Annotated in this window: 21 protein-coding genes; 13 read left to right on the top strand and 8 right to left on the bottom strand. The window is 71.5% G+C overall.

The genetic code is table 11. From position 1 onward, the window contains the following. Positions 1–2: 2 nt before the first annotated feature. From ABT288_RS04920 to ABT288_RS04935, 4 genes are all read right to left on the bottom strand, one after another. A complete protein-coding gene (locus ABT288_RS04920) occupies positions 3–884 on the bottom strand; it encodes an ABC transporter permease (protein WP_351602835.1) in 882 nt (293 codons plus the stop codon). Continuing rightward, positions 881–1,774 (bottom strand): ABC transporter permease, encoded by an 894-nt coding sequence (locus ABT288_RS04925; protein WP_351602837.1) that lies wholly within the window; start codon positions 1,772–1,774, stop codon positions 881–883. Before ABT288_RS04925 ends, ABT288_RS04920 begins: the two co-directional genes overlap by 4 nt. A 1-nt stretch (position 1,775) precedes the next feature. Further along, positions 1,776–2,900 carry a polyamine ABC transporter substrate-binding protein gene (locus ABT288_RS04930; RefSeq protein ID WP_351602839.1) on the bottom strand — a complete coding sequence of 375 codons (1,125 nt, stop codon included), beginning with the start codon at positions 2,898–2,900 and terminating at the stop codon, positions 1,776–1,778. 173 nt (positions 2,901–3,073) lie between these two features. Then, a complete protein-coding gene (locus tag ABT288_RS04935) occupies positions 3,074–4,249 on the bottom strand; it encodes an aromatic ring-hydroxylating oxygenase subunit alpha (protein ID WP_351602841.1) in 1,176 nt (391 codons plus the stop codon). A gap of 393 nt (positions 4,250–4,642) precedes the next feature. Between ABT288_RS04935 and ABT288_RS04940 the strand changes: the two genes are divergently transcribed. From ABT288_RS04940 to ABT288_RS04980, 9 genes are all read left to right on the top strand, one after another. Continuing rightward, entirely contained in the window at positions 4,643–5,071 is a 429-nt protein-coding gene (locus ABT288_RS04940) for a hypothetical protein (RefSeq protein WP_351602843.1), read from the top strand. Beyond that, positions 5,068–6,324 carry an NADH-ubiquinone oxidoreductase-F iron-sulfur binding region domain-containing protein gene (locus ABT288_RS04945; protein WP_351602845.1) on the top strand — a complete coding sequence of 419 codons (1,257 nt, stop codon included), beginning with the start codon at positions 5,068–5,070 and terminating at the stop codon, positions 6,322–6,324. Before ABT288_RS04940 ends, ABT288_RS04945 begins: the two co-directional genes overlap by 4 nt. 76 nt (positions 6,325–6,400) lie before the next feature. Continuing rightward, positions 6,401–6,592, top strand: coding sequence for a ferredoxin (locus ABT288_RS04950; protein WP_351602847.1), 192 nt, complete (start codon positions 6,401–6,403; stop codon positions 6,590–6,592). A gap of 1 nt (position 6,593) precedes the next feature. After that, complete coding sequence (locus tag ABT288_RS04955; RefSeq protein WP_351602849.1) at positions 6,594–8,663, top strand: acetate--CoA ligase family protein; 2,070 nt, start codon at positions 6,594–6,596, stop codon at positions 8,661–8,663. Between the two features lie 19 nt (positions 8,664–8,682). Then, the gene (locus ABT288_RS04960) at positions 8,683–9,855 is read left to right on the top strand and encodes an acyl-CoA dehydrogenase family protein (RefSeq protein WP_351602851.1); all 1,173 of its coding nucleotides are present in this window, start codon (positions 8,683–8,685) and stop codon (positions 9,853–9,855) included. A gap of 35 nt (positions 9,856–9,890) precedes the next feature. Beyond that, entirely contained in the window at positions 9,891–11,063 is a 1,173-nt protein-coding gene (locus ABT288_RS04965) for an acyl-CoA dehydrogenase family protein (protein ID WP_351602852.1), read from the top strand. Positions 11,064–11,098: 35 nt separating this feature from the next. Beyond that, entirely contained in the window at positions 11,099–12,001 is a 903-nt protein-coding gene (locus tag ABT288_RS04970) for a 3-hydroxybutyryl-CoA dehydrogenase (RefSeq protein ID WP_351602853.1), read from the top strand. A gap of 47 nt (positions 12,002–12,048) precedes the next feature. Continuing rightward, positions 12,049–12,660, top strand: coding sequence for a TetR/AcrR family transcriptional regulator (locus ABT288_RS04975; protein WP_351602855.1), 612 nt, complete (start codon positions 12,049–12,051; stop codon positions 12,658–12,660). Between the two features lie 125 nt (positions 12,661–12,785). Further along, entirely contained in the window at positions 12,786–12,929 is a 144-nt protein-coding gene (locus ABT288_RS04980) for a hypothetical protein (protein ID WP_351602856.1), read from the top strand. A 6-nt stretch (positions 12,930–12,935) separates the two neighbouring features. On the opposite strand, the gene ABT288_RS04985 is transcribed toward ABT288_RS04980, so the two are convergent. Beyond that, entirely contained in the window at positions 12,936–13,496 is a 561-nt protein-coding gene (locus ABT288_RS04985) for a TetR/AcrR family transcriptional regulator (RefSeq protein WP_351602857.1), read from the bottom strand. 93 nt (positions 13,497–13,589) lie between these two features. Here ABT288_RS04985 and ABT288_RS04990 point away from each other — a divergent pair, with 93 nt between their 5' ends. Continuing rightward, a complete protein-coding gene (locus tag ABT288_RS04990) occupies positions 13,590–14,195 on the top strand; it encodes a DUF2867 domain-containing protein (RefSeq protein ID WP_351602858.1) in 606 nt (201 codons plus the stop codon). 34 nt (positions 14,196–14,229) lie between these two features. On the opposite strand, the gene ABT288_RS04995 is transcribed toward ABT288_RS04990, so the two are convergent. Continuing rightward, complete coding sequence (locus ABT288_RS04995) at positions 14,230–15,066, bottom strand: MerR family transcriptional regulator (RefSeq protein WP_351602860.1); 837 nt, start codon at positions 15,064–15,066, stop codon at positions 14,230–14,232. Positions 15,067–15,205: 139 nt separating this feature from the next. On the opposite strand from ABT288_RS04995, the gene ABT288_RS05000 reads away from it, so the two are divergent. From ABT288_RS05000 to ABT288_RS05010, 3 genes are all read left to right on the top strand, one after another. Then, a complete protein-coding gene (locus ABT288_RS05000; protein WP_351602862.1) occupies positions 15,206–15,610 on the top strand; it encodes a nuclear transport factor 2 family protein in 405 nt (134 codons plus the stop codon). A 332-nt stretch (positions 15,611–15,942) separates the two neighbouring features. Further along, positions 15,943–17,322 carry a family 2B encapsulin nanocompartment shell protein gene (locus ABT288_RS05005; protein WP_351602863.1) on the top strand — a complete coding sequence of 460 codons (1,380 nt, stop codon included), beginning with the start codon at positions 15,943–15,945 and terminating at the stop codon, positions 17,320–17,322. Further along, positions 17,309–18,658: a SufS family cysteine desulfurase gene (locus ABT288_RS05010; protein ID WP_351602865.1), complete on the top strand. Its 1,350-nt coding sequence runs from the start codon at positions 17,309–17,311 to the stop codon at positions 18,656–18,658. The genes ABT288_RS05005 and ABT288_RS05010 overlap by 14 nt, the downstream gene beginning before the upstream one ends. Before the next feature lie 527 nt (positions 18,659–19,185). Here ABT288_RS05010 and ABT288_RS05015 read toward each other — a convergent pair. Continuing rightward, positions 19,186–19,596 carry a hypothetical protein gene (locus tag ABT288_RS05015; protein WP_351602867.1) on the bottom strand — a complete coding sequence of 137 codons (411 nt, stop codon included), beginning with the start codon at positions 19,594–19,596 and terminating at the stop codon, positions 19,186–19,188. A 186-nt stretch (positions 19,597–19,782) separates the two neighbouring features. After that, positions 19,783–21,273 carry an alpha/beta hydrolase gene (locus ABT288_RS05020; RefSeq protein WP_351602869.1) on the bottom strand — a complete coding sequence of 497 codons (1,491 nt, stop codon included), beginning with the start codon at positions 21,271–21,273 and terminating at the stop codon, positions 19,783–19,785. Positions 21,274–21,808: the final 535 nt, after the last annotated feature.

A 21,808-nucleotide genomic window follows, 5' to 3' on the forward strand; every position in this document is an offset into this window, starting at 1 on the left:
GGTCACTCTCCGGAGAGGATGTCGAGGCCGCCGCGGCGGCCGAAGAGGCGCGGGATGAACAGGGCCAGGGCGATCAGGACGATGGAGCCCGCGAGCATCAGGGTGCCGACGGCGTTGATGGTGGGCTTCACCCCGAAGCGGATCGCCGAGTAGATCCGCACCGACAGCGGCTGGGGGTCCACGCCGGTGGTGAAGTAGGCGAGGACGAAGTCGTCGAAGACGAGCGCGAAGATCAGTACCGCGCTGGCCAGTACGGCGGGCAGCAGGGCGGGCAGGGTCACCAGGCGCACCGCCTGCCAGCGGCTGGCGCCGAGGTCCATGGCGGCCTCCTCCACCTCCGGGTTCAGTGCGGCGACCCGGGAGCGGAGGATGACGGTGACGTAGGAGATGGAGAAGGTGATCTCGGCGAGCATCACCGTGCCGGTGGACAGCGCCACGCCCAGGCCCTTGAAGAGCAGCATCGAGGCGACGCCGGTGACGATCTCCGGTGTGATCAGCGGCACCAGCATGATCAGACCGGCCAGCGAGCCGAGCCGGGTGCGGCAGCGGACCAGACCGAGCGCGAGCGCCACGCCGAGTACGACCGAACCGGCCATCGCCACCAGGGAGATGCGCAGGCTGGTGCCGAGTGAGGAGATCAGGACGTCGTCCTGGACGAAGGCGCGGTACCAGCGCAGGCTGAACCCGCCGAACACGGTCAGGGACTTCTTGGCGTTGAAGGAGAACAGGGCCACGACCGCGATGGGCAGGTAGAGGAGCGCGAAGAAGAGCGCGGTGACGGCGATGAGCAACCGGGGCTTGCGGTCGGCGCGGCCGCGTCGCGCGCGGCTGCGGGCGGCCGGCCGGGCGGGTGCGGTGGCGGAGGGCAGGCGCAGCAGGGTCATCGGTGGGCCTCCGCCTCGTCCTTGCGGGTGCGGCGCAGATAGCCGAACATCCCGATCAGCAGGACCAGCATCAGCAGCATCGTGAGTGCGGAGCCCAGCGGCCAGTTCTGGCCCTGGAAGAACTTGTCCTGGATGAGGTTGCCGATCATGATCTGGTCCGGTCCTCCCATGAGCTGTGCGCTGACGAAGTCGCCCATGGCGGGCAGGAACACCAGGACGAGCCCGGCCGCCGCGCCCTGCCGGGTGGCGGGCAGGGTGACGAAGAAGAAGGTGCGGACGGGGCCGCCGTACAGGTCGCGGCCGGCCTCGATGAGGGAGACGTCGAGCCGTTCCAGGGCCGCGTACAGCGGGATGATCATGAAGACGACGAAGCCGTAGACGAGTCCCGCGACCACTCCGGCACCGGTGTTGAGGATCTTCGTGCTGCCGTCGGCGAGTCCCACCGCGCGCAGGACGCGCAGCACGGGGCCGTCGTCGGACAGGACCACCGACCAGCCGTACATGCGGACCAGGTAGTTGGCGAAGAACGGCACCACGATCGCGGCGATCAGCGCGTGCTTGTAGCGCCCGCCGTGCAGGGCGATGGTGTACGCCACCGGGTAGGCGATCACCAGGCAGATCAGGCAGGTCAGCACGGCGTAGCCGAGGGAGCGGGTGAGGACCTCGGTGTAGGCGGGGTCGGCGAGGGCGCGTACGGCGGACAGGTCGAAGCCGAAGCGCGGGTTGCCGAGGTCGTCGGTGGTGCCCACGGCGAGGACGGCGACCAGGACCAGCGAGGCGATCATGAAGCCGGTCATCCACAGGGTGCCGGGCAGCATGAGCCAGGCCCAGATGCGGCCCTCGCCGGCGCCGCGCCGGCGGGTGCGGGAGGAGGAGCGGAGCAGTGCCATGTCAGCCCGCCTTCACATGGGTCCAGGCGGTGTCCCGGGCGTCCTCCGCCGCGCGGCTGCCGTTGCGGAAGAACAGGCCCGCCTTCAGGTCGTCCTCGGTGACGAGGCACTCGGGGAAGGGTTTGACCAGCTCGGCGTATGTCTTCTCGGTGCCGGCCACCGGCATCGGGTAGCCGATGTACTCGATGTTCTTCTTCACGTTCTCGGGCCGCAGCATGTAGTCGATGAACAGCATCGCGGTGCCGGGGTGCGGGGCGTTCCAGGGAATGGCGTAGCAGTCGGAGTTGATCGGCGTGCCCTCTTTCGGGGCCTCGAAGCCGAACACGGAGGGATCCTTGGCCTGGTTGAGCATGGCGGCCATGTCGCCGCTCCAGGCCTGGGTCATGACCGCGTTGCCGTTGAGGAGGTTGTTGTAGCTGTCGCTTGAGAAGCCGCGCAGCCGGGGGCGCAGGGTGCTCAGCAGGGAGGTGATGCGGTCGAGGTCGTGGCGCTCGCCGGTGCTCACGCCCAGACCCAGTTCGAGGGCGCCCATGCCGAGGACCTCGTCGCGGTCGTCCAGCAGGAACACCTTGCCCGCGACCTTGTCGCTCCACAGGTCCCGCCAGGAGCCGGTGAGTTCGCCGATCCTGTCGCGGCGCCAGCCGATGCCGGTCTTGTACGCGGTGAAGGGCACGGTGTGCGCGGAGCCGGGGTCGTACCAGGGGCTGGCGAAGTAGGTGTACGTGCCGAAGATCGCGTGTGCGTTGGGGAGCTGGGCGTGGTCGATGCGGCGCAGCCGGCCTCCGCGCACCAGGCGCTGGGCCCATTTGGCGCTCGGGAAGATGATGTCGTAGCGGTTGCCCGCGTTGAGCTTGGCGACCATGCCTTCCATCGAGTCGAAGTTCGACTGGACGACCTTGACGCCGTACTCCTTCTCGAAGCCCCTGAACACGGACGGGTCGACATAGTCGGCCCAGTTGAAGTAGACGAGATCGCCGTCGACGCGCGCCTTGACCGGGGCGAGCTGCTGGGCGCTGGGCGTGTGGGCGGGCATGAACCCGCAGCCGCCGGCCGCGGCGCCGAGCAGGCCGCAGGCGCCTGCCCGCAGCACGGCGCGCCGGGTCGGTGGAATTACCTCGGGGGACACGGGACGTCCTCTTTCGTCGAGGAACGGCACAACTCCAGGGCTGGACCGGCGGGTCGGCTCACGGAGGCCCTGACTCCGTAGGGAAGACCGGTCTGGGGAGGGTGCGAGCGTGCGTCAGCGGGGGAGGGGTAAGCCCGTGCGGAGGCGTACGGTGCGGGGTGCGCGGGAGGACGTCACTGCGGATCCCCCTCCAGGTCGTCCCGGACCCGGCGGGCGAACCAGCCGACGGCGGCCTCGCGCTGCGAGAGCGGACCCGGCTCGAAACCGGGCGTGCTCAGCCCGGCCTGCACCCGCTCCACCAGCTCGGCGTCCTCGTCGTTGGTGACCCAGCCGATGTGGATGTTCAGCCGGCGGGCCAGCCGGGTGCGGACGCTCTCCCCGTGCTTCGTGTAGAAGGCGCCGGGGATCGCCGCCCGGTCCTGGGCGGTGGGCAGGGCGGTCCAGGCCAGCACGTGGTCAGGGTAGAAGTCGATGAGGGTGTTCGGGTAGATCACGGCGTACCGCCACACCCGCCGGTCGCCCTCGGCGAGTCCCGGCATGGGGGTGGCCAGCCGCTGGTAGAGCCGCTCGGTCCAGTTCGAGGAGGGCTTGTCGCGCAGCGGTGACTCGAACAGGACGTAGTTCTCCTGTACGTCCACCGTGTACGCCTGGTAGTCCAGCAGCCGCATGAGCGCGGGGTGCGCGACGGGGACGTGGTAGCCCTCCAGATAGTTGTCGACGATCACCTTCCAGTTGGCGTTCTGCTCCTCACCGCCCGCGAGGTCGTGGATGCGGTGCCTGCCCACGGGTACGAGGCCGGGCCCGGCGTAGCGGCCGACGGCCTCGGCGAGCCCGGCACAGGTCTCGGCGAGCGGGGTCGCCTCCATGTCGAGGTTGACGAAGACGAAGCCGAGGAAGGACTCCACATTGACCGGGTGCAGGCCGAGACGGGGCTTGTCCAGGCAGGGGATCCGGCGCGCCTCGGGGGCACCGACGAGGCGCCCGTCCAGCTTGTAGGTCCAGCCGTGGTACGGGCAGCGGATCGCCTTCCCCGCGGCCTCGGGCGCGGTGACCAGGCGGGTACCGCGGTGCCGGCAGACGTTGAGGTGGGCGGCGAGGCCGCCGTCCTCGGTCCGGACGACCAGTACCTCCCGGCCGGCCGCGGTCGCGGTGAGACGGGCGCCGGGGCCCGGGAGGTCGAATTCGTGGCAGACGAGCTGCCAGGACTTGGCGAAGATGCGTTCGGTCTCGGCCTGGGCGACGGCCGGATCCGTGTAGTAGCGGGCGGGCAGCGCTTCCCCGGGATGCTCGGCCGGCGGCCCCGGTGGGGCGGCAGGGAGAGCGGCTTCCCGCGTGGTCGAGGGGTTCATCGGGTCCTCCTCCGCGCCGCGGCGGCGGCGATGGGCGGTGAGGCTGAGCCATGCAAGGGGGCGGGCGGGGCGGCGCACTGTCGCGCCGGCCAGCCCCTTCCGGCTGACTAATTGGTTAGTCAGAGTGCGACCGGTCGTCCAGCAAGTCAAGACTTGTGGGCTGACTAATTAGTTAGTTAGTGTCGTGGTAGGCGGATGGCCAGGGCATACGGCCCGGCCACATGCCTCGCACCGATCCGGACAACGCTTGTCCCCCTGTGCACGGCCCAGGGCCTGCACCCCACACGCTCCCCGCCCGTCTCGTTCGGCGCCGGAGCCCCTCCCGTCCACGCCATCGCCGCGCCACACCCGTTTCCGGGCCCGTCCGGGAACGGCGCGACCCCGGAGGCACGCATGAGCGCTCGCCGAAGTCTGGTATGGCTCGGCCTCACACCGGAGCCCGAACAGGAACTGCCCGCCGCGGTGGCCGCCCTGCGGGCCCAGGCGGCGGGCCGCCCGCCGGCGGTCCTGGTCGCCGCCGAGCGACGCCGCGTCCAGCGGCTGGTACTGCGCGGCACCCAGCGCCGCTGGCTCCGCTACCTGAGCGAAGTCACCGGCCTGGTCGTCGAGGCCGCGGCGCGCTCGCCGGCCCCCGACCCCGGTCCGGCGCTGGTGGCCGGTGAGGTCGTCCTCGACCACCACCGCATGCTGATCGGCCTGCCCGGCGCCGCCTACGCGCGCACCGCCACGCAACGCCGTGACCTGGAACGGGCGTTGGCGCGCCTGCGGCACCGCCGCCGCCCCGCCCCCTCCGGCCACTCCGAGCCCAGGAGCACCGTATGACTGGCGTCCACTCCCTCCTCCCCGGCGGACAGCCCGGCCTGCTCGTGTCGCCGGTGTTCGGTGCCCAGCCGTGCCACGGGGTCGAGGACCACGCCCGGTACCTCGCCGCAGGCGGGTACGCGCCGCTGACCCCGCGCGACCGGCTGCCCGACCGGATCGCCGCCGTCGGACTGCGCGGCCGTGGCGGCGCCGGGTTCCCCGCGGCCCTGAAGCTGCACGCCGTCCGCGAAGCCCCCGGCAGGCCCGTCGTCGTCGCGAACGGCGAGGAGGGCGAGCCCGGCTCCGTCAAGGACCGCTGGCTGCTGCGTCACCGACCGCACCTGATCCTGGACGGCCTGCGCCTGACGGCGGCCATGACCGGCGCGGCACGCGGAGTCGTCTACCTCTCGGACCCCCTCGCCGAGCAGGCCGTCCGCCGGGCCCTCACCGAGCGTTCCGCCGGCCTGCCCGTCGACGTCGTACGCACCGAGCACACCTACGTGGCGGGGGAGGAGACCGCCGTCGTACGACGCATAGACGGCGGTCCGGCCCTGCCCACGGCCAAACCCCCGCGCCCCTTCGAGGCGGGAGTCGGCGGTGCGCCCACCCTCGTCAGCAACGTCGAGACGCTGGCGCGGATCGCGGTGATCCACTCCTGCCCCGACGCGGCCGCCGACGTCGCCCGTGCCCATCTGGTGACGCTCGCGGGGCCGGCCGGCGCTGCGGCCGCGCTGGTCGAGGTGCCCGCCGGCACACACCTGAAGGTCCTCGCCGACCTGGTCGGACACGGCAGGGCCGCGGCGGTCCTGCTGGGCGGCCTGTTCGGCGGGCTGTACGGCGCCGGGTGGACGGACCTCCGGCTCGACCACGACCGTCTGAAGGCGGCCGGCGGCGCGCTCGGCTGCGGAGCGCTGCACTTCCTGCACCCCGAGGAGTGCCCGGTCGCCGTGGCCGCCGAGGCCACCGCCTACCTCGCGGCACAGAGCGCCCGGCAGTGCGGGGTGTGCGTCTCCGGCACCGGCGCGCTGGCCCGGACCCTCACCGCCGCCGCACACGGCAAGGCGGCCCACGACACCACCGACAAACTGCGCCGCTGGTCGGGGCAACTGCCCGGCCGCGGGGCCTGCGGGCTGCTCGATGCCGCCGCCCGCATCGTCGCCACCCTGCTCACCCACTTCCCCGGCCGGATCGACACCCATCGCGGTGCCGGCTGCCCCGCGTGCGACGGCGAGCGGCCCGAGGACGGCCGCCGGTTCACGGTGCCGGTGCCCTGACCCGCAACTCCGACGCCACCCCCGCCGGGTCGCCCGAACCGGCGCCCTGAAAGGACTTGAAAGGTAGGACCGCACCATGAAACTCCTGCTGGACTCCACCCGCTGCCAGGGCTACGGCCTCTGCCAGGAACCCGCCCCGGAACTGATCGGCCTCGACGAGTGGGGCTATGCGCAGGTGCGGGAGCACGACGTGCCGCCGGGCACCGAGGACAGCGCCCAGGCCGCAGTCACCGCCTGCCCCAACTCGGCTCTGCGGCTGGTGAGGTGAGATGGGACGCGACCTCTCCGCACTCTTCGACCCCGTGTCCGTCGCCGTCGTAGGAGCCAGCGACGACCCGGCCAAGTACGGCCACGCCATCGCCGCCCAGGCCCTCCGTGCGGACGGCCGCCGCCCCGTCCACCTGGTCAACCGCCGCGGTGGCACGGTGCTCGGCCGGACCGCCGCCCCCAGCCTGAGCGCGATCGGCGAACCCGTGGACCTGGCGGTGGTCTCCGTGCCCGCCGCCGGATTCGAGGACGCCGTGGAGGAGGCCCTGTACTGCGGGGCCCGGGCGATCGTCGCGATCACCGCGGGGTTCGCGGAGACCGGCGACGCGGGACGCACCCGCCAGCACGCCGTCGCCGAACGCGTACGGGCCGCGGGTGCCGTGATGGTCGGGCCCAACTGCCTCGGACTGGCCGACAACACCACGGACCTCTTCCTGGCCTCCGACACCTTCACCCCGGGCGGCGTGGCCCTCCTCAGCCAGAGCGGCAACCTGGCCCTGGAACTCCAGCTCCGCTTCCGGCCGCACGGCCTCGGCTTCTCCCGCTTCGTCTCCCTGGGGAACCAGGCCGACGTCACGCTCGTCGACCTGCTCGCCGACTGCGCCCGGCACGAGGGCACCCGGGCCATCGCCGTCTACGCCGAGGACTTCACCGACGGACGCGCCTTCGCCGAGACCGCCGCGGAGGCCGGGAAACCCGTGGTGCTCCTCACCGGCGGACGCGGCGACGCCTCCGCACGCAGCGCCCAGTCGCACACCGGGGCGCTGACCACCCCGGTGGACGTGGTGACCGCGGCGTGCCGGGACGCCGGTGTGGAACTGGTCGCCACCCCGCGCGAACTCACCGTCACCCTGGCCGCGTCGAACAGTGGACGCAGGGCGGCCGGCCGCCGGGTCGCCGTACTCACGGACGGCGGCGGCCACGGCGTCATCGCCGCCGACGCCGTCGAGGCGGCCGGGCTGACCGTGCCCGAACTCCACGCGCCCACCCGCGCACGCCTTCGCGCGGACCTGTGGGAACAGTCGGCCGTCGCCAACCCGGTCGACCTCGCCGGGATGGGCGAGCAGAACCCCGGTTCGTACGCGCAGACCGTCGACGCCCTGCTGGCGGCCGAGGAGGTCGACGCCGTCCTGATGACCGGCTACTTCGGCGGCTACGCGGCCGCAGGCGGCGGGCTCGGGGGAGGAGGTACGGCGCTCGCGGACGGCGAACAGGAGGCCGCGCGCCTGATCGCGGCCCGGCACCGGGCCACCGCGAAACCCCTCGTGGTGCAGTCGATGTATCCCGAGTCGCCCAGCTGCCGCACCCTCGCCGCAGCCGGCATCCCGGTCTTCGCCGCCACCGAGGACGCCGCGCGCGCCCTCACCACCACGGCACCCGGCGCACCGCGCACCGGCGTCGCACCCCTTCCCCCGCCCGCGGCCCCCCTGCGCGAAAGCGGCTACCTGCAGACCCGCAGCGCCCTCGAAGCCGCAGGTCTCCCGTTCCCCGCCGCCCGGGAGATCCACGACGAGAGCGAACTGCTCGCCGCCACCGGGGAGTTCTGCGGGCCCTACGTGCTCAAAGCCCTCCACCTGCTGCACAAGTCCGATGCGGGCGGTGTGGCACTGGGCCTGGCCGGACCCGGTGAACTCCTCGCCGCCTTCCGCGAGATGCACGCCCGGCTCGGCGCCCCCTCCTACTCCGTCGAGGCCATGGCGGACCTGACCGACGGCGTCGAGCTGATCGTCGGCGTCCATCGCGACCCCCGATTCGGCCCGGTCGCCATGGTGGGGCTGGGCGGGGTGCTGGCCGAGGCCCTGCGCGACGTCGCCTTCGCCCTGGCCCCGGTACCCGCCGAGCGTGCCCTGCGCCTGCTGCGCGGACTGCGCACCGCCGCCCTGCTCGACGGGGTGCGCGGCAGGCCCGCCGTGGACATCACCGCGGCCGCCGCGGCGGTGGAGACGGTCACGGCGTTCGCCGCCGCCCACCCGGAGATCGCCGAGATCGAGGTCAACCCCCTGCTCGTGAGCCCCCACGGAGTCCTCGCCCTCGACTCCCGCGCCGTACTCGCCCGACCCACCCCTGTGTGACACCACCGAAGAGGCCCCCATGGACATGCGCTACACCCCCGAGCAGGCCGACCTCAAGCGCCGCGCCGCCGACTACGCACGCCTGCTGATGCGGTACGAGGACCAGTCCGAGCAGGCCGGCGGCCCGCTGCCGCAGCAGCTCGTCAGCGAACTGACCCGGGCCGCCATGGACGCCGGCGTCTACGCCATCAACATGCCCGCCGAATGGGGCGGAGCCGGCCTCGGCCTCCTCGACCAGGTCATCGTGGAGGAGGAGTTCGGCAAGGTCACCAACTGCCTGTGGGACATCCCCTGGCGGCCCGCCAACGTGCTGGCGTACGGCGACGAGCGGCAGCGCGAGACGTACCTGCTGCCCGTGATCCGGGGCGAGAGGTTCGACGCGTTCGCCGTCACCGAACCGGGCGCCGGTTCCGACCCGGCCTCCGGCACCTCCACCGCCACCCGCACCGACGGCGGCTGGCTGCTCAACGGCGAGAAGTGGTTCGTCACCTGCGGCGACATCGCCGACTTCCTGCTGGTGCAGGCGGACGCCGGCCCCGAGCGGCTGCCCACCCTCTTCTTCGTCGACAAGGCCGCGCCCGGCGTCGAGATGACGCGCGTCCCGCGCTTCATGCACTCCGCGGTCAACGGGCACCCCGAGTTCACCTTCACCGACGTCTTCGTGGCCGACGAGGACGTACTCGGCGGCGTCGGCGACGGCTACGAGCTGACCAAGGAATGGTTCACCGACGAACGCCTGATGATCGCGGCACGCACCGTCGGCGCCGCCGAACGCGCCCTGCGGCTCGCCCGTGACTGGGCGGTGGAGCGGGAGCAGTTCGGGGCACCGATCGCCTCGTACCAGCTGATCCAGGGCATGCTCGCGGACTGCGCCGTGGACATCGCGGTCAACCGCGCCTACACCCACCAGGTCGCCTGGGAGGCCGACCAGCCGGACACCGACCGCAAAACGCTGCACGCCAAGGCCTCCACCGCCAAGCTCGCCGCAAGCGAGGCCGCCGGCCGGGTCGCCGACCGCTGTCTGCAGATCTTCGGCGGCCGGGGCTACGACCGCAGCTACCCCGTCGAGCGCCTGTATCGCGAACTGCGCGTCGACCGGATCTGGGAGGGCACCTCCGAGATCCAGCGGCTGATCATCGCCAACGAACTGATCAAGCGCGGCACCCGCGCCCTGGCCCTGCCCACGCACTGAACCCGCCCCTTCATCACCCCACAGCGAGGACATCCATGGACTTCCGCCTCACCCCGCGCCAGGCACAGCTCAAGGCCGACGCGCGCGCCCTCACCGACTTCATCGCCGCCTACGAGCTCACGTGCGAGGAGAACAACGGCCTGCCCGCCGAGGCGCACGCCAAGATCCGTGACGCGGTCCTCGACGCCGGGCTCCAGGCCGTCAACATGCCGGCCGAGTGGGGCGGAGCCGGCCTCACCATCGCCGAGCAGGCCACCGTGCAGGAGGAGCTGGGACGGCTGACCGGCGCCCTGTGGGACATGGTGTGGCGCCCCGCCAACGCCCTGCGCCTGTGCACCCCGGAGCAGCGCGAGCGCTTCCTCGTCCCGGTGATCAGGGGGGAGCGGCGCGACTGCTACGCCGTCACCGAGCCCGGCGCCGGCTCGGACCCGCAGAACCTGGCCACCACGGCGACGAAGAACGACCGGGGCTGGGTGCTCAACGGCGAGAAGTGGTTCGTGACGGTCGGCGACCACGCCGACTTCATGATCGTGCTCGCCGCCGCCGGACCGGAACGCGCGCCGACGCTGTTCCTCGTGGACAAGGACACCCCGGGTATCGAGATGACACGCGTCCCGCGCTTCATGCACACCTTCGTCTACGAGCACCCCGAGTTCACCTTCACCGACGTACAGGTGGGAGAGGACGCCGTGCTCGGCGGCGTCGGCGAGGGGTACGACATCACGCGCTCGTGGTTCACCGAGGAACGCCTCATGATCGCCGCGCGCACCACCGGCGCCGCCGAACGCGCCCTGGAACTGGCCCGTGACTGGGCGGTGGAGCGGGAGCAGTTCGGGGCGCCGATCGCCTCGTACCAGCTGATCCAGGGCATGCTCGCGGACTGCGCGGTGGACATCGCGGTCAACCGCGCCTACACCCACCAGGTCGCCTGGGAGGTCGACCAGGCCTCGGCCGGCGACCGCAAGACACTGCACGCCAAGGCGGCCATCGCCAAGCTCGCGGCCAGCGAGGCCGCCGGCCGGGTGATCGACCGGTGCCTGCAGATCCACGGCGGCCGGGGCTACGACCGCACCTACGCCGTCGAGCGGCTCTACCGGGAGCTGCGGGTCGACCGGATCTGGGAGGGCACCTCCGAGATCCAGCGGCTGATCATCGCGGGCGAGCTGATCAAGCGCGGCCCGGGCGTCCTGGACCTGCCCACCGCCTGACGACCATGGCCGACACGGACCAGAGGGAGCCCTGCATGACCGGCATCGAAAGCGTCGGAGTCGTCGGCTGCGGCCTGATGGGCGCGGGCATCGCCGAGGTCTGTGCGCGGGCCGGCCTGCCGGTGACCGTGGTGGAACGCGACGCGCAGGCCGCCCGGTCGGGCCGCCTGCGCGTCACCCGCTCGCTCGACCGGGCCACCGCGCACGGCAGACTCACCGCGGAACGGCGTGCGGCCGCCGCCGACCTGATCACCGTCGTCGCCGAGGTCGAGGCACTGCACGACCGCGACCTGGTGATCGAGGCCGTGGCGGAGGACGAGCGCCTCAAGACCGACGTCTTCACCCGCCTCGACGCCGTGGTCACGGGCGAGGGGGCCATCCTCGCGACGAACACCTCCTCCATCCCGGTCATCCGGCTCGCCGCCGCGACCGGCCGCCCCGAACACGTCGTGGGCGTGCACTTCTTCAACCCCGTACCGGTACTGCGGCTGGTCGAAGTCGTACCCTCCCTGCTCACCTCGGGCGCCACCGTGACCCGGGCCGAGACCTTCGTGACGGGCAGGCTCGGCAAGGAGGTCGTACGGACCCGGGACCGGGCCGGCTTCGTCGTCAACGCGCTGCTCGTCCCCTACCTGCTGGCGGCCATCCGCATGGTGGAGTCGGGCGGCGCGAGCGTCGAGGACATCGACCGCGGCATGGTCCTCGGCTGCGCGCACCCGCTCGGCCCGCTGGCCCTGACGGACCTCATCGGCCTGGACACCACGCGGGCCATCGCGGAGTCGCTGTACGCCGAGTTCCGCGAGCCGCAGTTCTCGCCGCCCCCGCTGCTGTCCCGGATGGTGGAGGCCGGACTGCTGGGCCGCAAGTCCGGGCGCGGCTTCCACACCTACGACGGAGAGCCGCAGCGCGGGGCGGCGGCACCGGGGAGACCACGGTGAGGGAAAATGGCCACGGCGTACGACCACCGGACGAGGGGAGCGCCAGGGTGTCCACCAAGGTGCGCACGGCAGACACGCGCGAGCGCATCCTGACCGCCGCGTGCGAGGTCATCGCCGAGATCGGCTTCGAGAAGATCCGCATGCGCATGGTCGCGGAGCGCGCCGGCGTGTCGACCGCGCTGCTCCACTACCACTTCGACACGCGCGAGAAGCTGTTCACCGAGGCGATGACCCACTCCTTCGCCCACACCGCGGTCGACGTCGAACGCGACGCGGAGACGGCGCCGGCGGCGGTCGTCCTGGCCAGGATCCTGCGCAGCCTGCTGCCCAGTGATCCCGAACTGCACCAGGACTGGCGGCTGTGGCAGGAACTGTGGGCCCGGGCCCTGCGCGACGAGACCACCCGGGCCTTCGCCGTGGACCTGTACGCGCAGCTGCACGCCTGGGTGGCCGGAGCGGTACGGCGCGGCATCGCGTCCGGCGAGTTCACGCCGACCGACGTGGACGAACTGAGCACGCTGGTCCTGTCTCTGAGCGACGGCTACGGCATCCGGCTCATGCTGCGCGACCCGACGGTCACCCTGGACACGGCCCTCACCGCCATCTGGCGCCAGGTCTCCGCCGCGCTCGGCCTGCCGGGCACGCTGCCGACGGAGTGAATTCCGGCCGAGCGTGACTGCGCGGCGGTCCTCGGCGCTCGGGGTTGGTGACTCACCACCACCGGGTTGTCGGACTTGCGCAGCAACGGAGTCGCGGCCTGGGTGACACGGACGACGCGGACGGCGTGGGTGCCGAACACGGCGGCCGCGGACTTGGCGGTGACGCCGTCGGCGCCGAGGGTGTGGTCCGCCATGCCGGCGTTGCCGGCCAGGACGACGAGGCGGGGCTCCCTGACACTGCCGACGGCGAGTTCGGCGAGGGCCGGTGACAGGTGCTACCTCAGGAGCCACCTCCGGGTCAGCTCCATCATTTCCGCGCGGCTGCGACCGCCGTGGTCGGCGGCGATGAAGTGGCTGCCGATCCGCACCGAGTAGGTGATCAGGCTGCGGACTTCGACGTCGTCCTCGTCGTCGCAGAAGGAGCCGAAGAGCGAGCGCAGATAGTCCATGCGCCGGTTGTCGACGCGCCGGAGCCGGTGCGCGACGGCCTCGTCACGCCGGGCCCAGTCGCGGATCGCGAGGTCGGTCGCGGTGCCGGTCACTGGCCCGTCGGCGAACGAGGTGACGAGCGTGAAGAGCCGCTCCAGCTTGGCGCGGGCGTCTCCTCCTCCGCTCTCGACCTCCTCGATCACCGCCTCGGTGACCTCGCGCTCCCACGTGTCGAGCATCTCGGTGAGCAAGGCGTCCCGGTTGCGGAAGTAGCCGTAGAAGCCGCCCTTGCTGACGCCGAGCGACTGCGCCAGCGACTCGATCCGTACGGCCTCCGGGCCGCCGACGGCGAGCACGCGCAAGCCCTCCTCGATCCATCTGCCGCGAGGCGTACGGGCCTTGACCATGATGTGGCTCCCCTCACGCCCCCCTATCTATACGGTGCCGTATAAAGGGGCCTAGTCTTGTCTATACGGCATCGTATAGATAGGGGCCAGCTCATGAGACTCCCCAGTACCGCGCACACGTCCCGCCCCTGGCGGATCCACGAGGTCACCGGCGACTTCCACCTGGAGGACGTGTGGGCCCTTCCGACACCAGGCGGCCCCGACGATCTTCCGCACCTCGTGCGCCAGATCGCGGGTGAGGGAGGCGACAGGACAACGGTCTCTTCCCCCGTGTACCGCGGGCTCTTCGCGATCCGCTGGAAGCTCGGGAGGCTGCTCGGCTGGGACGCGCCCGCCACCGGCGTCGGCGCCCGCGTGCCGAGCCTGCGCGACCGGTTGCCGGCGGACCTCCGAGAGAGTCCCCGGGGCCCCGACTCCCGTTCGCTTCCGTTCACCTCCGTCTACCAACTGCACGACGAGTGGGCGGCCGAGACGGCCAACCGGACCGTGCACGCGGTGATGCACATCGGCTGGGTCCCGGACGAGACCGGCGGCTATCGCGGACAGATGGCCGTCCTGGTGAAGCCGAACGGGCTGTTCGGCGTCCTCTACATGGCTGCCATCAAGCCGTTTCGGTACCTGGGGGTGTATCCGGCCATGTTCCGGGCGATGGGGCGCAAGTGGGAGGCAGGCGCGGGCGAAAGAAGCGCGCTCGGGTGATGCGGGCTGTGCCCCGGGCGCGGGGCGGGGAGTTTCAGGGGCGGTCGGGCCCTCCGGTGCGGAAGACCGGCCAGCAGACTTCGGTCCGCCAGAGCGCGCTGTCCGGGGTCTGGCGCTGGCCGACCAGGTAGTACTCGCGGACGGGGCCGTCGATGACGAGTGCGCGCCGTGAGACGTAGGTGGCCAGCGCGCCGTAGGCGCGGTCGACCTCGGAGGGCGGGCCGCAGTGCTCGATCACGGCGAGTTCCGCAGACGGCACGTGCAACGGCTCGACCCGGCCGAGCGGTCGGAGGGGGCCGTCGCAGGGCACGAACACGGTGGCCTTCCCTCGGTGCAGGGTGAACAGCTCGTCGGCGTACAGGCCGCCGGCAGGGCCGGTCTCGCGCAGCCCCTGGCCGGCCAGGGTCGCGAACAGTTCGCCGAGGGCGCCCTGGAACCAGGTCCCGACGTCTTGGGCCTCGACCGTGGCGGTGATGGCCGCGGCGGGGACCGCGTCGACGCTGCGCAGTTCGATCCGGGGAGCGTCGCCCGCCGCAGGCGGGGCCAGCAGGTCGTGCAGCGCCGCGACCGCGCGCTGGGTCCGGTCGAGCTGTTGCTCCAGCCGGTGCAGGTGCGCGCTGATGTGCCGGTTACGGGTTGCCACGTCCGAAGCTGCCAGGACGGTCCTGATCTCCTCCAAGGGCATGCCGAGGTCCCGGAACCGGCGCACCACCTGGGCCGTGGGGATCTGCTCGGCCGAGTAGCGCCGGTACCCGGTGTGCGGATCCACGTCGGCCGGTTCCAGCAGGCGGATCTCGTGGTAGTGGCGCAGGGTCTTGACGGTCATGTGGGTGGCGCGCGAGAAGTCGCCGATCGACAGGTAGCTCGTCACCCTTCGATTGTGCGGCCTCCCCCAGGGGGAGAGTCCGGCGGAGCGGCCCCCCTTGACCCTCCCGCTGCGGGCGCCCGGAGCGTGGTGCCGACGGCCGGATCCCGGCCGTCCACGTGCCGAGTGAGGGAGTTGACCGATCATGCCGCAGACCACCGTCACGGACGTCGACCAGATCGTGCGGCGTTACGTGGCCGTCTGGAGCGAGCCGGACGCCGCCGCACGCAAGCGCGCCGTCACCGAGCTGTGGGCCCCGGACGGCGTCGAGTTCGTCGAAGGCACCCAATTCCGCGGCCACGAGCGGCTCGTGGAGCGGGTGACGGAGGCGCACGGGCTTTTCGTTGCCTCCGGGGAGTACCACGTCACGCACGACGACCACGTCACCGTGCACGAGGACGTCGCCATGTTCACCACCCAGTTGACGTACGCGACAGGCCCGCGGGCGGGTGAAGTGGCCTGGGCGGCCCGGGTGTTCCTCGTGCTGGACGACGACGGCCGGATCCTGCAGGACTACCAGCTGACCGTGCGGCCGCTGCCCGAGTCATAGGGCCGGGAGCAGACCTCGTGCCGATCCAGCCCCGGGCCGTGCGGCATCGATAATTGCCTCTTTGGGATTCGCAAAGGATGCATATGAGATGAAATTCGGCCCTCTATGGACGATTCGGCGGTACGGCCGCCTCTGCCTGGATAGACAATCCCTGCCACCCTCGCGCGCGGCGACCTGCGGTGACCAACGTCGCTCGGCTGCGCATGTGCTTCCCGAAAGCTTGGCAAAGCAGGTGATTCCTGCCATCCGCAGATAAATCCACTCTTGTGGTATTCCGGCTACAGGAAGACGATCCCTCCTCGTTCCCACCCCCTACCTGCGAGGAGTTCTTCATGAGCGAGCGGATGAGCCTCGGCCCGGATGCCGCACGGCAACTCGCCAACACCACCAAGACGACACCCCAGATGCGCGGCATCACGCCGCGCTATCTCCTGCGCGCGCTGCCCTGGGTGGACGTCGAGTCCGGCGTCTACCGGGTCAACCGGCGCCGTACGTACGTCCTGGGCGACGACCGCATCAGCACGACCGACGACGAAACGCCGCGCGTCGTCAAAGGCGACCTCCGTGAACTGCCGTACCTGCGCGAGGCGGACGAGTTGCTGCTGGAGGAGCTGGCCGGCGCGTTCACGCAGGTGTGTTTCGAGCCCGGCGAGGTGCTGGCCCAGGAGGGCGCCCCGGCCGACCGACTGTGCGTGATCGTGCACGGGCGCGCGGAGAAGCGCGCGACCGGGCAGTACGGCGCGGACGCGCTCCTCGACGTCATCGGCGACGGCCAGTTCTTCGACCTCGGCGCGTGGACCCGCGCCGAGGCCATGCCGTACCGGGTGCAGGCGCTGACCGCCGGCGTCGCCCTCTGCCTGGACCGCGCCGAACTCGCCCGGCTCGGCGAGCGGGACGAGTCCTTACGCGGTGCGGTGGACGCGTACGTCGCCGGCGCCGACGTCATGGCCGGCGCCGAGGTCCCCGTGGACCTCACCGCGGGACACGTCGGCGAGCCGGACCTGCCGGGGACGTTCGTCGACTACGAGGACACGCCCCGCGAGTACCACATGACCCTCGCGCAGACCGTACTGCGCGTGCACACACGCGTCGCCGACCTCTACAACGGGCCGATCGACCAGACGCGGGCCCAGGCCAACCTCACCGTTCACGCACTGCGCGAGCGGCAGGAGGCCTCGATGCTGTACCACCCGGAGTTCGGGCTCTTCAACAACGTCGCCCCCGGGCAGCGCGTACAGACGCGCACCGGCGCGCCGACCCCCGACGATCTGGATGAACTGCTGACGCGGGTGTGGAAGCAGCCCGCGTACTTCCTCGCCCACCCCAAGGCGATCGCGGCGTTCGGCCGTGAATGTACGCGCCGGGGCGTGCCCCCGGTGATCGAGAACCGCTTCGGAAGCCCGCTGCTGACCTGGCGCGGAGTGCCGCTGCTGCCGTCGGACAAAGTGCGGTTCTCCGGGGGCGCGGGCGGGGGTACGACCGAGATCCTGCTGATGCGGCTGGGTGAGGCCGAGCAGGGCGTGGTGGGCCTGCGGCCGTCGAACGTCGCCGACGAGGTCGAGCCCGGCCTGGCGATGAAGAACATGGGTGTGGACCAGAAGGGCATCACGTCGTACCTGATGACGGCGTACTTCAACGCAGCGGTGCTGGTGGAGGACGCGCTCGCGGTGCTCCAGAACGTCGAGGTGTCCAAGTACCATGACTACTCCTGACGTTGCCGGGTTCACCGGCCTGACGACGCCGACCGCGCCGCGCCTGACCGGACTTCCCGGGTCTTCTGCGCCCACCGGCCAGGCCATGGCTCCTGCCGCCCTCCAGCCGTACGGCACCTCCCGGGGCTTCTCGCCCGAAATGGCCCGCCGGGACGTGCCGATCCTGCACCGGACGGTCAACGGCCACCCGCTGATCTGGCTGGACAACGGCGCCACCACGCAGAAACCCCGGCAGGTGATCGAAGCGCTGGCGGCGTTCTACGCCTCCGCCAACTCCAACATCCACCGGGGCGCGCACACCATGGCGCGCGAGGCCACGGAGATGTACGAGGCGGGCCGGGCCGAGGTAGCGCGCTTCCTGGGCGCGCCCTCGCCCGAAAGCATCGTCTTCGTCCGGGGAACGACCGAGGCCATCAACCTGGTCGCGCAGAGCTGGGGGCGCGCCAACCTCGGCCCCGGAGACGATGTCCTGGTGCCGGTGCTCGAGCACCACGCGAACATCGTGCCCTGGCAGCTGGTCGCCAAGGAGACACGAGCGCGCGTCGTGCCCGTACCCCTGCGGCCGGACGGCCGCGTCGACCAGGACGCGTACGTCGATCTGCTCTCCGCGCGGACCCGGCTCGTGGTCGTCAGCCACGCCTCGAACGTCCTCGGCACCGTGCCGCCGGTGCGGGAGATGACGGCGCTGGCGCACCGCTATCAGGCGAAGGTGCTGGTGGACGGGGCACAGGCGGTGGCGCACCTCCCCGTCGACGTACAGGACCTGGACGCCGACTTCTACGCCTTCTCCGGCCACAAGATCTACGCCCCCACCGGCATCGGCGCCCTGTACGTCAGGCCGGAGATCCTCCAGACCATGGCGCCGTGGCAGTCGGGCGGCAACATGATCGAGTCAGTGAGCTTCGGCGGGACCACGTACGCACCGGTCCCACACCGCTTCGAAGCCGGCACCGGCCACATCTCCGGCGTGGCCGGCCTGCTGTCCGCCCTCAACTGGCTGACGGCCTTCGACCGCAAAGCCGTGGCCGACTACGAGACGCAGCTGATGGCCTACGCGCAGGAAGCCCTGGTCAAGGTCCCGGGCCTTGAGCTGCTGGGGCCGGCGGCCGAGCGGATCGGTGTACTGACCTTCACCATGCCCGGTCACACCCCGACCGAGATCGCCGACTGGCTGGACGGCGACGGCATAGCCATCCGGGCCGGCCACCACTGCGCCCAGCCGGCCCTGGCCCACTACGGCCTCGACTCGGCGGCCCGTGCGTCGCTGGCGCTGTACAACACCAGGGAGGAGGTGGACCGGCTGGTGGCGTCGCTCCTGGAGCTGCAGTCCGCCTGAAGCCGGACGCTCGGTGACCCCCGACGGGGCTGACGGGCCTGCCCGTATGACGCCGCCACAGGCATACGGGCAGGCCCGGTCTTCGCGGCCGTTACGGCGGCGTCCTCGGCAGCCGGGTGGCCGGGGCGAGCTCGGTGACGACGCCTGATGAGACCGCGGCCCGCGTCGTGGCCGCGCTGTTGGAGTGGCGCCGGCGGCTGGAGAGGATGGCTCAGCGCTGTGCGGAGCCTGTGCCGCCGCCAAAAGCCTCTCCCGAAGACCGCAGCCGGCATCGGGAACGGGCCTGCGTCCGGCTCGTGACCCTCGCGCTGGACTCGGGAGCGGAGGGTGCGTGGCACGGCCAGGCGGCGCTCGTCCCGCACTGGTTCCTCAGGTCCGGTCCGCCGGCGCGACCCCATCCGCGCACAGCGTCTGCTCGCCGCCCACGACCGCGTGGCAGCGCGAAGTCCTCGGCGAAGCGGAAGCGCCATTCCGTACGAACGACGCCTATGCGAAGGCCGGCCGCGAGCACTATGGCCTGACACCGCTCACCCAGGCTGACTTCGCCAGCTGCCTGCGCGAGGCGGCGGCATCTCGTTGTTGCCGCCCGGTGTCAGCGCCCGGCGGAGCGGAAGTGCCGTGATGGAGACGAAGACACCGAAGAGCGTGATCGGCAAGAGCCCTACCGGACGGAGAAACGCGGTGGGATGCGTCAGGACCGCGCTCCAAGCGACGCTCCAGTTGCCGAGCACGTCCGCGAGCATGACCACGGCAGCGAGCAATGCCCCGCCAGGGCGGGCACGGATGATCAACAGTGCGACCAGCGGATCGAGCAGCAAGAGCAGGTGGAAGAGCAGTTGGACGAGCATCGGTGCGTAGCTGTAGGCATTCAGCCCGCCCGTCATCAGGAAGTACCCGTGCGCTCCGGTCCCTTCCAGAAAGCCGATCACGTACGCCATCGCCGTGCACCGGATCCAGACCGGACGATCCCCCCATCGCATGGTCGTCACCCTAGCTCGTCCCGGAACGGCGTCTACGACGGCGGTGAAGGTGAGGCAAGGGCATGGAACGGCCGTCAAGAAGCGGAAGGCGTCCTGCGTGATGAGCCGGCCGACGAGCTGGACCGGCGGTCGTGGCGGCGTCGCTCACGGGGCCGGTGTCGCCGGGCACTTGGAGTTGTCGGCCGGGAGTCGTCCGGTGAGCAGGTAGCGGCTGCCGTGCTGGTCCATGCAGGTGTTGCCGTCGAACAGATACTGGCCGTGGTCGCCGCCGCCCGCGACGACGAGGCGGGAACCGGCCAGCACCTGGTGCATGCGCCGCGCGCCCTCGACCGGGGTCGCCGGGTCGTCCTTGGCCTGGAGCAGCAGGATCGGCGGCACCTTGGCCGAGCCGATCTTCACGGGCCGGGCCGTCGGTACCTTCCAGAACGCGCACGGCGCGCTGTACCAGGTGTTCAGCCAGGCGAACAGCGGAGCCTTGGGGGCCGCCGCCGCGGTGTCCCGGTGCCACGTCGCCCAGTCACGGGGCCAGGCGTCGTCCACGCAGTTGTAGGCGAGCTGGGCCGGGTCGACGCCGCCGAGGGCGAGCTGGTCGGTCGCGCCGAGCAGTGTGCTCGCATCCCCGCGCCGGTAGTCCGCGACGGCCTGGGCCACATTTCCCCAGTCCAGATCGGTGTACATGGCGGAGGCGAGCAGATCGTCGATCTCGGCGCTGCCCGCCCTGCCCCCGGCGGGGTGAGCGCCCAGCTTCTCGCGGACGGCGTCCCACGCGGCCGACACCTTCGCCGCACTGGTGCCCAGGTGGTAGGTCCGGTCCTTCTTGGCCGCCCAGGCGAAGAACTGGCCGGTCCGGTGCTGGAGCGCCGGATCCTGTTCGTACTGCGAGGCGTAGGTGGTCACGGTCGGATCGACGACGCTGTCGAGGATCATGCGGCCGGTGTGCGAGGGGAACAGCGTCGCGTAGGTGGCGCCCAGCCTCGTGCCGTACGAATACCCGAGGTAGTCGAGTTTGTCGCGGTGGAACGCGGTACGGATCCGGTCCATGTCACGGGCCGCGTTCTCGGTCGTGATGTACGGCAGCAGATCCCGGGAGTTCGCACCGCACTGTTCGGCGACCTTGCGGGCCACGGTCAGCCGCGCCTGCTCCTGGGCATCCGTGGCCGGCGTGTACGGCGCGGCCGGATGCTTGAGCAGCTTGGCCGTGTCCCCGCAGGACACCGGGGCGCTGGCGCCGACACCGCGCGGGTCGAAGCTGACCACGTTGTACTGCGCGGCGACATCCTGGGGCAGCGAGCTCCACACCAGCTTCGCCGTGCCGATACCCGGTTCGCCCGGACCACCCGGGTTGACCACGAGGGTGCGGGGAGCGTTCAGGTCGCCGGCCATCGACAGGGTGAGCTTGATCTGCCGGCCGTTCGCCCTGGTGTAGTCGAGGGGCACCTTGAGGGCGGCGCAGTAGGTGCCGCGCGGCGCGTCGGAGCCCGCGGGGCAGGTGGACCAGTGAAGGGCCGCGGGGCCACTGGCCGTGACGGCGGTCGGCGCCGCGTCGGCCGCGTGGGGTTCGGCGAGGGCGACGAGCCCGAGAGCGGCAGCCAGAGCCGCACTGCGCCGCATGAGGGGAGAGGTCGTGTGGGGCAAGTGCTCCTGCTTTCAGGTCAGTTCGGCTGCTGCCGGAAAGCAAGACGACGAGGAGGGCCGAAAGGTTGGCCTTGAGGCCGGCAGCCCTCGGCCCGGGGCTTCCAGGGGTGACGGTGCCCACGAGAGCGGGATCACATCCTAAGCAGGATCGTAGGACGGGATGCCCCTGAACAGGGCAGATGCAGGCATTATTTCCGATTTGGGGCGTTTTATCGGTAGTGGGGTAGTAGGTCACATCATTGCCTTCCGCCCCGGCCGCCGCTAAACATTGCTGTCGTCGCCGGGAGCCGGAACACGCACCCAGCGCATCCCCCCGGGGCCGCCCGCATCCGTGCGGACACCCCGACGCCGCCGCAACGAACAGCGGCCGGCACCGACGATGTCCCCTGCCGGAGAGTTGCTGACGCATGATCATGACCAACCGCACCCGCATCGCCCGCCTGCGCACCCTCGCCCTCACCGGCATCACCACCACGGGCGCCGCGGCCGCCGCCCTCACGCTGATGCCGACGAACGCACAGGCCGCCGAAGCGAC

Source organism: Streptomyces sp. NPDC001093 (assembly GCF_040298985.1).
Classification (GTDB): Bacteria; Actinomycetota; Actinomycetes; order Streptomycetales; family Streptomycetaceae; genus Streptomyces.

Bases quoted from the DNA above. Each gene is read 5' to 3' on its own strand.
- ABT288_RS04955 (WP_351602849.1), top strand. From the start codon at position 6,594: ATGGGACGCGACCTCTCCGCACTCTTCGACCCCGTGTCCGTCGCCGTC.
- ABT288_RS04925 (WP_351602837.1), bottom strand. From the start codon at position 1,774: ATGGCACTGCTCCGCTCCTCCTCCCGCACCCGCCGGCGCGGCGCCGGC.
- ABT288_RS04970 (WP_351602853.1), top strand. From the start codon at position 11,099: ATGACCGGCATCGAAAGCGTCGGAGTCGTCGGCTGCGGCCTGATGGGC.
- ABT288_RS04985 (WP_351602857.1), bottom strand. From the start codon at position 13,496: ATGGTCAAGGCCCGTACGCCTCGCGGCAGATGGATCGAGGAGGGCTTG.
- ABT288_RS05005 (WP_351602863.1), top strand. From the start codon at position 15,943: ATGAGCGAGCGGATGAGCCTCGGCCCGGATGCCGCACGGCAACTCGCC.
- ABT288_RS04950 (WP_351602847.1), top strand. From the start codon at position 6,401: ATGAAACTCCTGCTGGACTCCACCCGCTGCCAGGGCTACGGCCTCTGC.
- ABT288_RS05010 (WP_351602865.1), top strand. From the start codon at position 17,309: ATGACTACTCCTGACGTTGCCGGGTTCACCGGCCTGACGACGCCGACC.
- ABT288_RS04965 (WP_351602852.1), top strand. From the start codon at position 9,891: ATGGACTTCCGCCTCACCCCGCGCCAGGCACAGCTCAAGGCCGACGCG.
- ABT288_RS04960 (WP_351602851.1), top strand. From the start codon at position 8,683: ATGGACATGCGCTACACCCCCGAGCAGGCCGACCTCAAGCGCCGCGCC.
- ABT288_RS04940 (WP_351602843.1), top strand. From the start codon at position 4,643: ATGAGCGCTCGCCGAAGTCTGGTATGGCTCGGCCTCACACCGGAGCCC.
- ABT288_RS05015 (WP_351602867.1), bottom strand. From the start codon at position 19,596: ATGGCGTACGTGATCGGCTTTCTGGAAGGGACCGGAGCGCACGGGTAC.
- ABT288_RS04935 (WP_351602841.1), bottom strand. From the start codon at position 4,249: ATGAACCCCTCGACCACGCGGGAAGCCGCTCTCCCTGCCGCCCCACCG.
- ABT288_RS04945 (WP_351602845.1), top strand. From the start codon at position 5,068: ATGACTGGCGTCCACTCCCTCCTCCCCGGCGGACAGCCCGGCCTGCTC.
- ABT288_RS04990 (WP_351602858.1), top strand. From the start codon at position 13,590: ATGAGACTCCCCAGTACCGCGCACACGTCCCGCCCCTGGCGGATCCAC.
- ABT288_RS05000 (WP_351602862.1), top strand. From the start codon at position 15,206: ATGCCGCAGACCACCGTCACGGACGTCGACCAGATCGTGCGGCGTTAC.
- ABT288_RS04920 (WP_351602835.1), bottom strand. From the start codon at position 884: ATGACCCTGCTGCGCCTGCCCTCCGCCACCGCACCCGCCCGGCCGGCC.